The sequence below is a fragment of the Lentzea cavernae genome (assembly GCF_014653695.1).
Lineage (GTDB): Bacteria > Actinomycetota > Actinomycetes > Mycobacteriales > Pseudonocardiaceae > Lentzea > Lentzea cavernae.
On record NZ_BNAR01000007.1, the window covers coordinates 402,632 to 416,088 of the forward strand.

The window sequence follows — 13,457 nt, forward strand, 5'->3', positions numbered from 1 at the left end:
CGACTCCCTGTCAGACCGGACCAGCTTCCAGTTTGTTCCCGAACGAGAGCCGCGGGAAGGCAGGCATAACGACCAGGTCGCGAACCGTCTCGCCCGTATCGAGCCGTAACGGGTCGCACGCACCTGCTCACCCCGCACCACCTGCCAGAACGCCGGACCGAGACAGGAACACCCTGCCGTTACGGCTGGAGGAGAAGGACTCATGACCAGCAACGGGCGTTGCGCACTGTGCGACGGCACGATGCCTCCCGCCACCTCCGAGCAACGCAGGTCCTACTGCTCCAACGCGTGCCGCCAACGGGCCTACCGCCGCCGTGTCACCGTGTCCGCGGCAACGCCCGCGGCCAGGCAGAACCTGCGCGTCCTCTCGAACCTGCCCGCCGCGCGCGACACGTTCGTCGGCCGCCAGCAGGAGCTGTCGAAGATCGACCAGCTGTTGCGCAGGCATCGTCTCGTTACGCTCGTCGGCGGTGCGGGTGCGGGCAAGACGCGGCTCGCCCTGGAGGCGGCGGGCCGGCTGCGGCGCGGGCGGACCGACCGGGTCCTGCTGGTCGCGCTGGGCGAGATCACCGCGTCCCGAGACGTCGTGCCTGCCCTCGCCGACGCGCTCGGAGTCCTCGTCCAGGCCGACGAACCGTTGCGCGACACCGTGGTCGAGACGCTCGTGAACATGAAGGCTGTCGTGGTCCTCGACAACTGCGAGCACCTCCTCGACACGTGCGCCGAACTCACCGACACGCTGCTGAACCGGTGCCCCGGCGTCCGGGTCCTCGCGACCTCGCGCGAAGCGCTGTGGATCACCGGTGAGGTCAGCTTCCACGTCGAGGGCCTGCCCGTTCCCTCGACGGATCGGGACCTGGTCACGACGGCGGCGCCGCGCTCGGAGGCCGTGAAGCTGTTCGTGGACAGGGCTCGTGAGCGCAAGCCCGACTTCCGGCTGACGACGAGCGACACGGCCGCGGTCGCGTTGCTGTGCGCACGACTCGAGGGCATGCCGCTCGCGATCGAACTCGCGGCGCGGTGGGTGCAGTTGTTGCCGGTCACGGACATCTGCGACCGCATGGACGAGCCGCTGGAACTGCTGACGCTGGGCTGCCGCAAGTCGCCGTCGCGCCAGAGCTCGTTGCGCGAGGCCATCGACTGGAGCTACCGGCTGCTGGAGCCGGACGAGCAGTTCGCGCTGCGGCGGCTCTCGGTGTTCGACGGCGGCTTCGACCTGGCAGCGGCCAACGAGGTCTGCTCATCGGAGCGCTTCGCGGAACCGGTGCTCGACGTGCTGTCCCGGTTGCAGGCGAAGTCGTTGCTGTCGGCCACCCCCGGCACGACCCGCTTCCGGCAGCTGGAGACGATCCGGCTGCACGCCAGGGAGAAGCTGCTGGCGGCCGGTGAGCTCGACACCGCCTACGAGGCGCTGGCCCGCTGGTTCACCGACCTGTCGGACGCGCTGCTCACGACTCCGCTGTCGATGCCCGCGGACGTGCAGCTCAAGCTCGACAACCACGTCGACAGCCTGCTCGGCACGGTCGAGTGGGCGGCGGACCGCCGCGACGAGCGCCTGTTGCTGCTGACGGCCGCCCTCGCGGACTGCGCCGCCCGGCGAGGACGGCTCGGCCAGGCCCGCGTGATGCTGCGGGACGCGCTGCGGCGACCGTCCACGCGGGACGACTACCGGTGCGTGGCCCTCAACCACGCCGCCCGGTTCGCGGCCGAGCAGGGTGATCACGACGAGGCCGCGGAACTGTCCCGCGCGGCCTCGCGACTGGCGCCGGACAGCTCGACGGCCCTGGGGATGAGCTGCCGCAGCACGTTGGCGGCGGTGCAGCAGTCCTCGGGCGAGTGGGAGGCCTCGGACAAGAACAACACCGAGTGCCTGCGCGTCGCCGAGTTGCTGGGCGAGCCCCTCGCCCGTGCGCAGGCTCTGGTCGATCTGGCACGCACGGCACTGCCGCTGGGCAAGCACGAACGCGCCGAGAAGGACGTCATGTCCGCGTTGCCCATCTCACGCGCGTCGGGCGTTCCCGCGCGCATCGCCTCCGCGCTGAACACCCGCGGCGCCGTCGCGTTGGTGCAGGGCGAACTCGACGAGTCCGCGCACGCCTTCCAGGAGGCTCTGCGCATGGACGGCATCAACCCGTTGACCGCTCCTGACGCCTTGGAAGGCCTCGCCGTGGTCGCGTTGATGCGCGGTCAGGCCGAGCGCGCGCTACGGCTTGAAGCGACCGGACGAGCCATGCGCCGCTCTGTCGGCGTGGTGCCGAATCCGTTCTGGGCGGAGAAGGTCGCCGGAGCCATGCGCACCGCACGGCTGATGCTCCCCGTCGCGCGCGCAGAGGCCGTCAGCACGCCGTTGACCGCCGCGGAGACCGAGGCGTTCATCCAGGACGAGGTGTGGCTCGACCGCACGGAGGCCGCCTTCGACTCGCTGGACGACCACGAGCGGCGGGTGATCGCGCTGCTCGCGACGGGCCTGACGAACCAGCAGATCGCGAACCGGCTCAACGTGTCCGTGCGGACCGTGGCCTCGCGGCTGCTGCGACTGCGGGAGAAGCTGGGGTTGCAGAGCCGCGAGGACGTCGCCGCGTGGGGTGCGGAGCGGGCTATCGGCTGAGCGCGTACACGTCGACCCACAGCCGGCACATCACCTTGGCCGCCAGCGTCGCGTCGGCGGCGTGCTGCGCGGCCAGGTGCAGCGCCTCGGTGGGCGCGCTGGAGATCGCGAGCACCGTCATCCCGGCGGCGTGCGCCGAGCGGATGCCCGGCCCGGAGTCCTCGACGGCGAGGCACTGACCGGGTTCCAGCCCCAGCTTGCGCGCCGCCACCAGGTAAGGGTCGGGCGCCGGCTTGCCGTTCGCGACCTCCTCGCCGCTCACGATCACCTGCACGTGCCGCAGGATCCCGGACGCCGACGCGGCGGCCCGCACGTACCTCCGAGGCGCCGCCGACACGATCCCGACGGGCCCGAGCTCCGCGGCGAGGGCGACGAGGTCCGCGGCCCCCGGCTGGAGTCCGAACGTGCCGCGCGCGATCGCGTCGACCATGCCGTCGACGCACTCCGACACGGCGCGTTCCGGCGTCAGGCCGTCGCAGCGGTCGGCGAGGTAGGCACCCCAGGTCGTCCTGCCCTGGATCGCGGCCCAGTCGGCGCGGGTCCACGAGCGGTCGTGGCGGGCGGCGACAGCGGTGATGACCTGGTTCCAGGTCGCCGCGCTGTCCACGAGGGTGTCGTCGAGGTTGAAGACGGTCGCGAGAAGCGTCACTCGATCATGGTTGAGGCAGGGGGCGCGGGGACGCTCGGCGGACCACCTGGTTTGACCCGATGGTGCGAACTTGGCGCAGTGCGCTTCGGAATCGATTCGGCACACCTGGGTCAGGCCACGTCGGGGCGAAACACTTTGACCTGGAACGAAATCAGCTCGACCGTCCAGTGTGGGCAGTCGCCGCGACACGGCTTGTCGTCTCGCGACCCCGCCGATGTTGACCAATAGCCCGGAACCGGACACCCGGGGACGTACTAAACCGTTTTCGAACTGCTCCATTCGAGTGACGGCAGAGGTCTAGACCTTGACCTTCGAGTGGTCTAAACCACATCGTTCCGGTACCCCCTGCGACTGAGGAGACCGATGTCCAAGTTCCGATGGCATCTAGCTGCTCTCTTCGCGGCAGTCGCCGCGATGGTCCTCGGAATCGTCGTCGTGCCCGCTGCTAGCGGCGCCGGTGGCGTTTCCGCCACGTTCTCCAAGGGTTCGGACTGGGGAACGGGCTTCGAGGGCAAGTACACGATCAAGAACAACAGCGCGGCGGCCCTGACGTCGTGGACCGTCGAGTTCACGCTGCCGGCCAACCACAAGGTCACGTCGCTGTGGGACGGCTCCTACACGGCCAACGGCCAGACCGTCACGGTCAAGAACACCTGGAACGGCAGCATCGGTGTCGGCGGGTCGGTGAGCTTCGGCTTCAACGGCTCCTACAGCGGCACGTTCGGTGCGCCGACCAACTGCAAGCTCAACGGTGGCTCCTGTGAGGCCGGCGGGACCAACCCGACGACCACCACTACGACGTCGACCACGACGACGACCACCACCACGACCACCACGACGACGACCGGCCCGCCCCCGCCTCCGGGGAAGATCAACCTGGGCTACTTCGCGGAGTGGGGTGTCTACCCGGCGCGCAACTACCAGGTGAAGAACATCGACACCTCCGGTTCGGCGTCGAAGCTCACGCACATCAACTACTCGTTCGGCAACGTGGTGGGCGGCAAGTGCACCATCGGCGAGGCCTTCCCCGCCATCGAGAAGTCGATGACCGCGGCGGAGAGCGTCGACGGCGTCGCTGACGTGTGGGACGCGCCGGTGCGCGGCAACTTCAACCAGCTGCTCAAGCTCAAGAAGAAGTACCCGCACATCAAGGTGCTCTACTCCTTCGGTGGCTGGACCTGGTCCGGTGGCTTCGGTGAGGCGTCGCGGAACCTGCCCGCGTTCGTCGACTCCTGCTACAGCCTGCTGAAGGACCCGCGTTGGGCCGGTCTGTTCGACGGCATCGACATCGACTGGGAGTACCCGAACGCGTGTGGCCTGTCCTGCGACACCAGCGGTCCGGCCGCGTTCGCGAACATGGCTCAGGCGCTGCGCACCAAGTTCGGCCAGAACTTCCTGGTCACCGCGGCGATCACGGCTGACGGTTCCGCCGGCGGCAAGATCGACGCCGCCGACTACGGTCCCGCGTCGCAGTACCTCGACTGGTACAACGTCATGACGTACGACTACTTCGGTGCGTGGGCGGCTCAGGGCCCGACGGCTCCGCACTCCCCGCTCACGTCGTACAGCGGCATCCCGACCGCCGGCTTCAACTCCGAGGCCGCGATCTCCAAGCTGCGCTCCAAGGGCGTTCCCGCCAGCAAGCTCCTGCTCGGCATCGGCTTCTACGGCCGAGGCTGGACGGGCGTGACGCAGGCTGCCCCCGGTGGCACGGCGACCGGTCCGGCTCCCGGCACCCACGAGCCCGGCATCGAGGACTACAAGGTCCTGAAGACGAAGTGCCCCGCCACCGGCACGATCGCCGGCACCGCCTACGCGTTCTGCAACGGCCAGTGGTGGAGCTACGACACCCCGCAGACGATCACCAGCAAGATCCAGTGGGCCCGCAGCCAGGGCCTGGGTGGAGCGTTCTTCTGGGAGCTGACGGGTGACACCGCGAACGGAGAGTTGATCACCGCGATGAAGAACGCCCTGGGCTAGATCTTCTGGGGTAGTCCTTCATAAACGCCGGGAGGGGAGCTGGGTCAACCCAGCTCCCCTTTTGTTTTGCCCTCAATCAGCAGAAGACCTCGGTGAGCAGCTTGTTGAAGGCATCTCCGGGGTCGCCCTCGGTGGGACCGCTGGTGGCGTTGAGCTCGAAGCGCTTCTTGCTGTCCGGCGTGCTCAGCAGCTGCGACGAGTAGCCGGGGATGCCACCGCCGTGACCCCACACCTTGGTACCGCACGGCAGGGTCTCGACCTGCAGGCCGAGGCCGTACTGCGGGCTCACGGCCGTGGTCTTGCTGATCTCGGCCTGCTGGGCGGGCCTGAGCAGCTCGCCGCTCGACAGCGCAGTGATGAACGTGTCGAGGTCGCGGGTCGTGGAGATCATCTCACCGGCGGCCCAGGCGACCGACGGGTTGATGCGGGTGATGTCGGAGGGCTTGCCCGCCACGGTCCAGTAGCCGTGGGCGTGCGGGCCCTTGATGTTCGGGCTGTCGCCGGGCACCTCGGTGTCGTTGAGGCGCAACGGCTTCAGGATCCGCTGCTCGACGGCCTTCTCGTAGGGCCTGCCGGTGAGCTTCTCGACCAGCAGGCCGGCGACGACGTAGTTGGTGTTGGAGTAGTTCCACTGCGTGCCGGGGTCGAAGTCGAGCGGCTTCGCGGTGGAGATGGCGAGGAGCTCCTGCGGTGACCAGTGCTTGTAGCGGATCTTCTCGAACTCGTCCGGGTTGAGCGGCAACGCGTTGGTGTAGTTGAAGAGCCCGCTCGTGTGCTGCAGGACCTGGCGGACGGTGATCCGCTGGTCGATCAGCCCGGGCAGGTAGCGGACGACCGGGGCGTCCAGGTCGAGCTTCCCCTCCCCGGCCAGCTGCAGCAGCACCGTCGACACGAACGTCTTGGTGATGCTGCCGACGCGGAACCTGCCGTTGTCCGGCACCGGGCGGTCGCCGTCCAGCTCGGCCTTGCCGGAGGTGGCGGTGAAGCGCTGCCGCCCGTCCACGACCCTCGCCTGCACGCCGAGCGCCGCCCCGCTCCGCGTGATCTGGTCCAGTGCCTGCTGGACGGCCTTGCGGTCCGTGCCCGACGTGTCCGCCGAGGCGACGCCCGCGGTGGTCAGAGCCAGCAGGCTCGCTGCGGTGACTGTGGCTACCAATCGAATCCCCATGCCCCCACCTTGGCGAGGCGCGGCACACCTCCGCATCCACCTTCAGTCGTACGGAGTCCCTAGGGGTTTTGCTGAGAGACCTCTAGCAGAAGATCTCGTTGACCAGCTTGCCGTAGGCGTTCGCCGGGTCGCCGGTGCCGACACCGGCGCTGATGGAGAGCTCCACCCGGCGCTTCAGGTCCGGGGTCGAGTAGGCGTAGCTCGAGAAGCCCGGCACACCACCGGGGTGGCCGATGATCGTGGTGCCGCACGGGGCCTTCTCCACGAAGACGCCGAGGCCGTAGTCGGTGCTCACCGCGGTGGTCTTCGTCAGTTCGGTCTGCTGGGCGGGCTGCAGCAGCCTGCCGGTGAGCAGCGCGGCGTAGAAGGTGTCGAGGTCGCGGGTGGTCGTGATGACGTCACCGGCCGCCCAGAAGACGGACGGGTTCCAGCGGGTGGTGTCGATCGGCTGCCCGTTCACGACGCCGTACGAGTGGGCGTGCGGGCCGCGGATCTCCACGTCGTCGCCGGGGAACGTGGTGTCGTTGAGGCGCAACGGCTTCAGGATGCGCCGCTCGACGGCCTCCTCGTACGGCCTGCCGGTGGTCTTCTCGATCAGCAGGCCGAGGACGACGTAGTTGGTGTTGGAGTAGTTCCACCTCGTGCCGGGTTCGAAGTCCAGCGGCCTGCCGGTGGAGATCGCGACGAGCTCCCGCGGCGACCAGCTCCGGTAGCGGATCTCCTCGAAGCCCTGCGGGTCGAACGCGAGGGCGTCGGTGTAGTTGTAGAGCCCGCCGGTCATCTGGAGCAGGTGGCGGACGGTGACCCGGCCGTCGATCAGGCCCGGCAGGTAGCGGTCGACGGGCGCGTCCAGCGAGATCCTGCCCTCGCCGGCGAGCTGCAGGACGACGGTCGAGGTGAAGGACTTGGTGATGCTGCCCGCGCGGAACCGGCCGTTGAGCGGCACCGGGCGCGGCTTGTCCATCTCGGCGGTGCCGGACCGCGCGGTGAAGTGGGTCCGGCCGTCGGTGATCCGGGCCTGGGTGCCCTGGGCGACCCCGACCGCGACGAGTTCGTCCAGCCCCTCCTGGACGATCCTCCGGTCGACCCCCGTCTCCTCGGCGACGGCGGTGCCGGTGAAGAGCAGGCTGAATGCGGCGATGGCGGCTGGCAAGCGTTTCCCCATGCCACCACAACGCGTCAATACGGACGTTTTGCTGCGTTCATGGCCGAAACGAGCATGGGACGCACTTTCGGCCAGTGCACGTCCTGCTGGCACGAGAACGCCGGCAGGAAGCCGCCGCACCGGCCCGAGCTCGCGCCGATCTCCCAGACGAAGCTGGGCACGCCCAGGTCGTCGTACACCCAGTCGTCCGTGGCGCCGGAGGCGTTGTAGAGCACCTCGCCGGGCTGGCCCGCGGTGAAGCCGGACAGCGCGGCCATGTCGTTCGCGATCTTGCGCAGCGCGGCGTCGTTGCCCGTCTTCTGCGTGCTCCAGCCCCACGGGAAGAGCACGTAGTCGCCGTAGCTGTGCATGGAGATCACTGCGCCGGTCGTGTCGGCGGAGGCGGTCGCGGTGTCACCGGGCGCGCGGGTGTCGCGGTAGAGCTTGCGCCACAACGACTCCAGCGCCTGGACCTCCACTTCGGAGTCGGCGCGCGTGCCCTGGTAGGTCTCGCTGCACTTGTTCCTGGACGAGCCGACCTCGCCCCAGTGCGAGCCGGCGTTGCGGTTGAGGTCGACGCCACGGGGGCCGGAGGTGCAGGTGCCGTTCGCGTTCTTGCGCTGCAGGACGGGCGTGTCACCGCCGGACTCGACGATCTCGACGCCGTCCGGGTTGGCGATCGGCACGACCCAGACCTCGACGGCGTCGAGCATCGCGGTGAGGTCCTGCGAGCCGACCAGGTCGTCGACGAACCGCCACGCCATGTCGCCGGTGGTGATCTCCCTGGCGTGGAGCTGGCCCATCACGAACAGGCGCGGCTTCGGCGCGGTGGGCGTCAGCGCGCAGTCGCCCGGGCTCTTCCGGGTGATGCAGACGGCTTTCAGGTCGTAACCGCCGCTGCCCTGCGTCTTGCGCCAGGAGTCGCCGTAGTCGACGACGGTCGCGAGGCCGGGGTGGGCGCGAGCGACCTCGTCGAGGTGGGCGAGGTGCGCGGTGATGGTCCGGTAGCCGCCGTAGTAGGTCGTGCCCGCGAGCGACCGCGGCTCCCGCTGCGATGGAGGCGTCACCGTCTCGACGGTGGACCCGTAGCCGTCGGCGCGCAGCTCCTGGGAGGTCCGCGGGCCGCCGACGACGAACAGGTCGGCGCCGTCGCGCTGTTCCAGCACGTCGTAGCCGAGGCCCAGCAACCGTTGCGCGGAATCACCCATCGGTGCCGGCACGCGCAGCACGTACGTCGCTTGTGGACCTTCCGCCGGAGCCGGTGCTGGGCTGAGGAGGAGGGCCAGGCAGGCGAGCAGGGCGACAGCGGTCCGCATGATCAACGATGATGGGCCGTTCGGCTGATCATCGCCAGTCCGTTCGACCGACCGGATGATTACCGTCCGGTTTTTGGGACACCACGGGCAACCACTTGGCGGGCTGTGACGAAAATCAATAACATTCCGGCTGGCATCGCAGAAGTTGTTGTGCAGAAGCGGGAGCGCAAGCCATGGACCACCTTTACAACGACGGTGTCGCCGAGATCTCCTTCCCCTGACGGGGTTCCGTCGCGGACGACGACGAGGGGCTGGAGCCGACGATCGTGCGCAGCGTGGACTGACGAAACTCAGGCCGTCCGCGCGGTCCTCAGGCGGTGGGCCAGCGCCGTGTGGCGGCGGCCCGCCCCGACCGTGCGCACCGCCTGGCCGATGGCCCGTTTGCTGCCCACGAGCACCACGAGCTTCTTCGCGCGCGTGACGGCGGTGTAGAGCAGGTTCCGTTGCAGCATCATCCACGCGCTGGTCGTGATCGGGATGACCACGCACGGGTACTCGCTGCCCTGGGAGCGGTGGATGGTCATGGCGTAGGCGTGGCTGAGCTCGTCCAGCTCGGAGAACTCGTAGTCGACCTCTTCGTCCTCGTCGGTGCGGATGGTGAGCTTCTGCTCGACGGTGTCGAGGCCGATCACCACGCCCAGGGTGCCGTTGAAGACGCCGTTGCGGCCCTTGTCGTAGTTGTTGCGGATCTGGGTGACCTTGTCGCCGAGCTTGAACACCCTGCCGCCGAAGCGCTTCTCGGGCAGGTTGTCCCTGGACGGCGTCAGCGCCTCCTGGAGCACGGTGTTGAGCGCGCCCGCACCGGCGGGGCCGCGGTGCATCGGGGCGAGGACCTGGATGTCCTTGCGCGGGTCGAGCCCGAACTTGCGCGGGATGCGGTTCGCGACGACGTCCACGGTCAGCGCGGCCGCGTCCTCGGCCTCGTCGGCGCTGAAGAGGAAGAAGTCCGGCACACCCTGGACGATGGGGTAGTCGCCGCTGTTGATGCGGTGGGCGTTCGTGACGACGCCGGACTCCTGGGCCTGGCGGAAGATGTGCGTGAGCCGGACGTTCGGGATCGGGCTGCCCTGCGCGAGCACGTCCCTGAGCACCTCCCCCGCGCCGACGCTCGGCAGCTGGTCGACGTCTCCCACCAGCAGCAGGTGCGCGCCGGGCGGGACGGCCTTCACGAGCTTGTTGGCCAGCAACAGGTCCAGCATCGAGGCCTCGTCGACGACCACGAGGTCGGCGTCGAGCGGGTGGTCGCGGTCGTACGCCGCGTCGCCGCCGGGCTTGAGCTCGAGCAGGCGGTGGACGGTGCGGGCCTCGTGGCCGGTGAGCTCGGTGAGGCGCTTGGCCGCGCGTCCGGTGGGGGCGGCCAGGACGATCTTGGCCCGTTTCGCCTGGGCGAGCCGGACGATCGAGCGGACCGTGAAGCTCTTGCCGCAGCCGGGACCGCCGGTCAGCACGGCGACCTTCTGCGTCAGCGCGAGCTTGACCGCCGCCGCCTGGTGTTCCTCGAGGTCGGTGCCGAGCCAGGCCAGGGCCTTGTCCCAGTCGACGGTCGCGAAGCTCGGCATGCGGTCGTCGTCGCTGTGCAGCAGGCGTTTGAGCTGCGCGGCCATGGAGATCTCGGCGCGGTGGAACGGGACCAGGTAGATCGCGATCTCGTCGTCCGGCAGCTCCTCGCGGACCACGCCTTCCTCCTCGACCAGTTCGCCGAGGCAGTCGATGACCAGCCCGGTGTCGACCTGGAGGATCTTGATGGCGTCCGCGATGAGGGCCTGTTCCGGCAGGTAGCAGTTGCCGTCGGTGGTGGCCTCGGAGAGCGTGAACTGCAGCCCGGCCTTCACGCGCTGCGGGCTGTCGTGCGGGATGCCGACGGCCTTGGCGATCACGTCGGCGGTCTTGAAGCCGATCCCCCACACGTCGCCCGCGAGGCGGTACGGCTCGTCCCTGACCACGTCGATGGACTTGTCCCCGTACTGCTTGTAGACGCGGACGGCGAGGCTCGTGGAGACGCCGACGCCCTGCAGGAAGACCATGACCTCCTTGATGGCCTTCTGCTCCTCCCAGGCGTCGGCGATGAGCTTGGTGCGCTTCGGGCCGAGCTTCGGGACCTCGATCAGTCTCTGCGGCTCGTGCTCGATGACCTCCAGGGCGTTCACGCCGAAGTGGGTGACGATCTTGTCCGCGAGCACCGGGCCGATGCCCTTGATCAGGCCGGAGCCGAGGTAGCGGCGGATGCCCTGGATCGTCGCGGGCAGGATCGTCGTGTAGTCGTCGACGTGGAACTGCTTGCCGTACTGCGGGTGCGAGCCCCAGGTGCCGCGCATGCGGATCGACTCGCCCGGCTGCGCGCCGAGCAGCGCGCCGACGACCGTGACCAGGTCACCTCGGCCCGTGTCGACCTTGGCGACGGTGTAGCCGTTGTCCTCGTTGGCGTACGTGATCCTCTCCAGGACCGCTTCGAGGACGTTCATGGGGCGAACCTACCCCGCGGGTCTGCACACGATCTTCACAACTTGTCCCGGCGTCCTCCACGACATACCCATAAAGTCGCCGCCATGACAGGTCAGCGCAGGGTGCTCGTCGTGGAGGACGACATCACGATCGCCGAGTCCGTGGCCGCGCGGCTGCGTGCTGAGGGCTTCGAGGTGGCCGTCGCCCACGACGGGCCGTCCGGGGTGGCGTTCGCCGCCTCGTTCCTGCCCGACCTGGTGGTTCTCGACGTGATGCTGCCGGGGTTCGACGGGCTCGAGGTGTGCCGGCGGATCCAGGCGTCGCGGTCGGTGCCGGTGCTGATGCTCACCGCGCGGGGGGACGAGACCGACCTGCTGGTCGGGCTCGCCGTGGGGGCCGACGACTACCTGACGAAGCCGTTCTCGATGCGCGAGCTCGCGGCACGGGTGCACGTGCTGCTGCGGCGGGTGTCGCGGGCGGTGTCGTCGCGGTCGCTGGAGCTGGGTGATCTCCTGATCGACCTGGCGTCGCGGCGGGTGTCGCGGTCGGGCGTCGAGGCGCATCTGACGCCGACCGAGTACGACCTGCTGGTGTTCCTGGCCGAGCGCCCCTCCGCCGTGCAGGCCCGCGAGCGGTTGCTGGCGGAGGCGTGCGGGTGGCACGAGGGGGCGTCGTCGCGGACGGTCGACTCGCACGTGAAGGCGCTGCGCCGCAAGCTCGGCGCCGACCTGATCCGGACCGTGCACGGCGTGGGGTACGCGTTGGAGGTACCCCGGTGAAGCGCGTGCTCGAGCTGCTCGACATGCTGCCGCGCCCGCTGGACTCGGTGCGGTCGATCAAGCTCAAGCTCGGGATCGTGATCGTGGTGTCCGGGTGCGTGTCGTTCGCGTACTTCCGCTACGTGACCGGCTGGCTGCCACCCCGGACGACGCTGATCGCCCTGGTGCTGGGCCTGCTGACCTCGCAGCTGCTCGCGCACGGCATGACCTCGCCGTTGCGGGAGATGACCTCCGCCGCCCGCTCGATGGCCTCCGGGGACTACTCGCGGTCGGTGCGCGTCTCGTCGTCCGACGAGGTCGGGCAGCTCGCCGAGGCGTTCACGGTGATGGCCGCGGACCTGGCCGCCGCCGACCAGCAGCGGCGCGAGCTGATCGCGAACGTGTCGCACGAGCTGCGAACGCCGATCTCGGCGTTGCAGGCCGTGCTGGAGAACGTGGTGGACGGCGTGGCGGTCGCCGACGCGGCCACCATGCGGACCGCCCTGGCGCAGACCGAGCGGCTGGGCCGGCTGGTCACCGAGCTGCTGGACCTGTCGAAGATCGACGCCGGGGTGCTGTCGCTGAACCGGGAGACGTTGCCGGTGTCCTCCCTGGCGGCCGACGTGGTGGCGGAGGCCGCCGTGGCCGCCCCCTCCGCCGCGTTCTCGATCGACGTGCCGGCTGATCTGACTGTTTTCGCTGACGGGGAGCGGCTGCACCAGGTGCTCGTGAACCTGGTGGACAACGCGGCCCGGCACGGACCCACCGGGGGGTTGGTGTCCGTGACCGGGTACGCGTCCGCTTCGAGCGTGGTGCTGGAGGTCCGGGACGAGGGGCCCGGCATCGCGCCGGCCGACCGCTCGCGGATCTTCGAGAGGTTCACCCGAGGGGAGAGGGCGGGCGGTGGCGGGACCGGGCTCGGGCTCGCCATCGCCCGGTGGGTGGTGGACCTGCACGGCGGCACGATCGCCGTCGTGGAACCCGGGTCCTGCATCCAGGTGACCTTGCCTCGCTGACCTGGGCTTTTTGCCTCTGGACGACTTGATGTCCGCACCGCTGTGACGGTGTGGCGGTGACGCACGCCCGTGTTCGGGCTTGGGAGAGAGCTATGACTGACTCGACGGGTTCCGAAACGCCTTCGGAGAAGGCTCCTGAGGGGAAGGCTCCTGAGGGGAAGGCTCCTGAGGGGAAGGCCGCTGAGGGGAAGGCCGCTGAAGGAAAGGCCGCTGGGCGGCCTCGGTACCGGCACCTGCGGAAGACGGGGTACCGGCCGGTGGGCGGGAGGCCGGCGGGCTCTGGGGGCTCGCCGGACCCTGCGGAGACGGACGGTTCGGAGGAGGTGCCGGGATCCGGGGGCGCGGGCGTTTCGGAGGAGGTGCCGGCTTCTGCAGA

Annotated in this window: 9 protein-coding genes; 4 read left to right on the top strand and 5 right to left on the bottom strand. The window is 69.4% G+C overall.

Annotated elements, in window-relative coordinates; all coding sequences use genetic code 11:
• Window positions 1–202: 202 nt before the first annotated feature.
• On the top strand, window positions 203–2,608 hold the full coding sequence (locus IE307_RS24865; protein WP_191301614.1) for an ATP-binding protein: 2,406 nt from the start codon (window positions 203–205) through the stop codon (window positions 2,606–2,608).
• Here the strand turns inward: IE307_RS24865 and IE307_RS24870 are convergent.
• Complete coding sequence (locus IE307_RS24870) at window positions 2,598–3,257, bottom strand: HAD family hydrolase (protein ID WP_191301616.1); 660 nt, start codon at window positions 3,255–3,257, stop codon at window positions 2,598–2,600. The genes IE307_RS24865 and IE307_RS24870 overlap by 11 nt on opposite strands.
• A gap of 363 nt (window positions 3,258–3,620) precedes the next feature.
• Here IE307_RS24870 and IE307_RS24875 point away from each other — a divergent pair, with 363 nt between their 5' ends.
• Complete coding sequence (locus IE307_RS24875; RefSeq protein ID WP_191301618.1) at window positions 3,621–5,237, top strand: glycosyl hydrolase family 18 protein; 1,617 nt, start codon at window positions 3,621–3,623, stop codon at window positions 5,235–5,237.
• Window positions 5,238–5,313: 76 nt separating this feature from the next.
• Here IE307_RS24875 and IE307_RS24880 read toward each other — a convergent pair whose 3' ends face one another.
• From IE307_RS24880 to recD2, 4 genes are all read right to left on the bottom strand, one after another.
• Window positions 5,314–6,405 (bottom strand): serine hydrolase domain-containing protein, encoded by a 1,092-nt coding sequence (locus IE307_RS24880; RefSeq protein ID WP_191301620.1) that lies wholly within the window; start codon window positions 6,403–6,405, stop codon window positions 5,314–5,316.
• 82 nt (window positions 6,406–6,487) lie between these two features.
• On the bottom strand, window positions 6,488–7,570 hold the full coding sequence (locus tag IE307_RS24885; RefSeq protein ID WP_191301622.1) for a serine hydrolase domain-containing protein: 1,083 nt from the start codon (window positions 7,568–7,570) through the stop codon (window positions 6,488–6,490).
• Window positions 7,571–7,584: 14 nt separating this feature from the next.
• A complete protein-coding gene (locus IE307_RS24890; protein WP_191301624.1) occupies window positions 7,585–8,865 on the bottom strand; it encodes a M14 family zinc carboxypeptidase in 1,281 nt (426 codons plus the stop codon).
• A gap of 290 nt (window positions 8,866–9,155) precedes the next feature.
• Window positions 9,156–11,327: an SF1B family DNA helicase RecD2 gene (recD2, locus tag IE307_RS24895; protein WP_191301626.1), complete on the bottom strand. Its 2,172-nt coding sequence runs from the start codon at window positions 11,325–11,327 to the stop codon at window positions 9,156–9,158.
• Window positions 11,328–11,411: 84 nt separating this feature from the next.
• Here recD2 and IE307_RS24900 point away from each other — a divergent pair, with 84 nt between their 5' ends.
• Complete coding sequence (locus IE307_RS24900; RefSeq protein WP_191301628.1) at window positions 11,412–12,086, top strand: response regulator transcription factor; 675 nt, start codon at window positions 11,412–11,414, stop codon at window positions 12,084–12,086.
• Window positions 12,087–12,109: 23 nt separating this feature from the next.
• Complete coding sequence (locus tag IE307_RS24905) at window positions 12,110–13,081, top strand: HAMP domain-containing sensor histidine kinase (RefSeq protein ID WP_191301774.1); 972 nt, start codon at window positions 12,110–12,112, stop codon at window positions 13,079–13,081.
• The last annotated feature ends 376 nt before the right edge of the window (window positions 13,082–13,457 follow it).

Coding starts and splice junctions, on each gene's coding strand:
- IE307_RS24865 (WP_191301614.1), top strand. CDS start 203: ATGACCAGCAACGGGCGTTGCGCACTGTGCGACGGCACGATGCCTCCC.
- IE307_RS24875 (WP_191301618.1), top strand. CDS start 3,621: ATGTCCAAGTTCCGATGGCATCTAGCTGCTCTCTTCGCGGCAGTCGCC.
- IE307_RS24880 (WP_191301620.1), bottom strand. CDS start 6,405: ATGGGGATTCGATTGGTAGCCACAGTCACCGCAGCGAGCCTGCTGGCT.
- IE307_RS24885 (WP_191301622.1), bottom strand. CDS start 7,570: ATGGGGAAACGCTTGCCAGCCGCCATCGCCGCATTCAGCCTGCTCTTC.
- IE307_RS24890 (WP_191301624.1), bottom strand. CDS start 8,865: ATGCGGACCGCTGTCGCCCTGCTCGCCTGCCTGGCCCTCCTCCTCAGC.
- recD2 (WP_191301626.1), bottom strand. CDS start 11,327: ATGAACGTCCTCGAAGCGGTCCTGGAGAGGATCACGTACGCCAACGAG.
- IE307_RS24900 (WP_191301628.1), top strand. CDS start 11,412: ATGACAGGTCAGCGCAGGGTGCTCGTCGTGGAGGACGACATCACGATC.
- IE307_RS24905 (WP_191301774.1), top strand. CDS start 12,110: ATGCTGCCGCGCCCGCTGGACTCGGTGCGGTCGATCAAGCTCAAGCTC.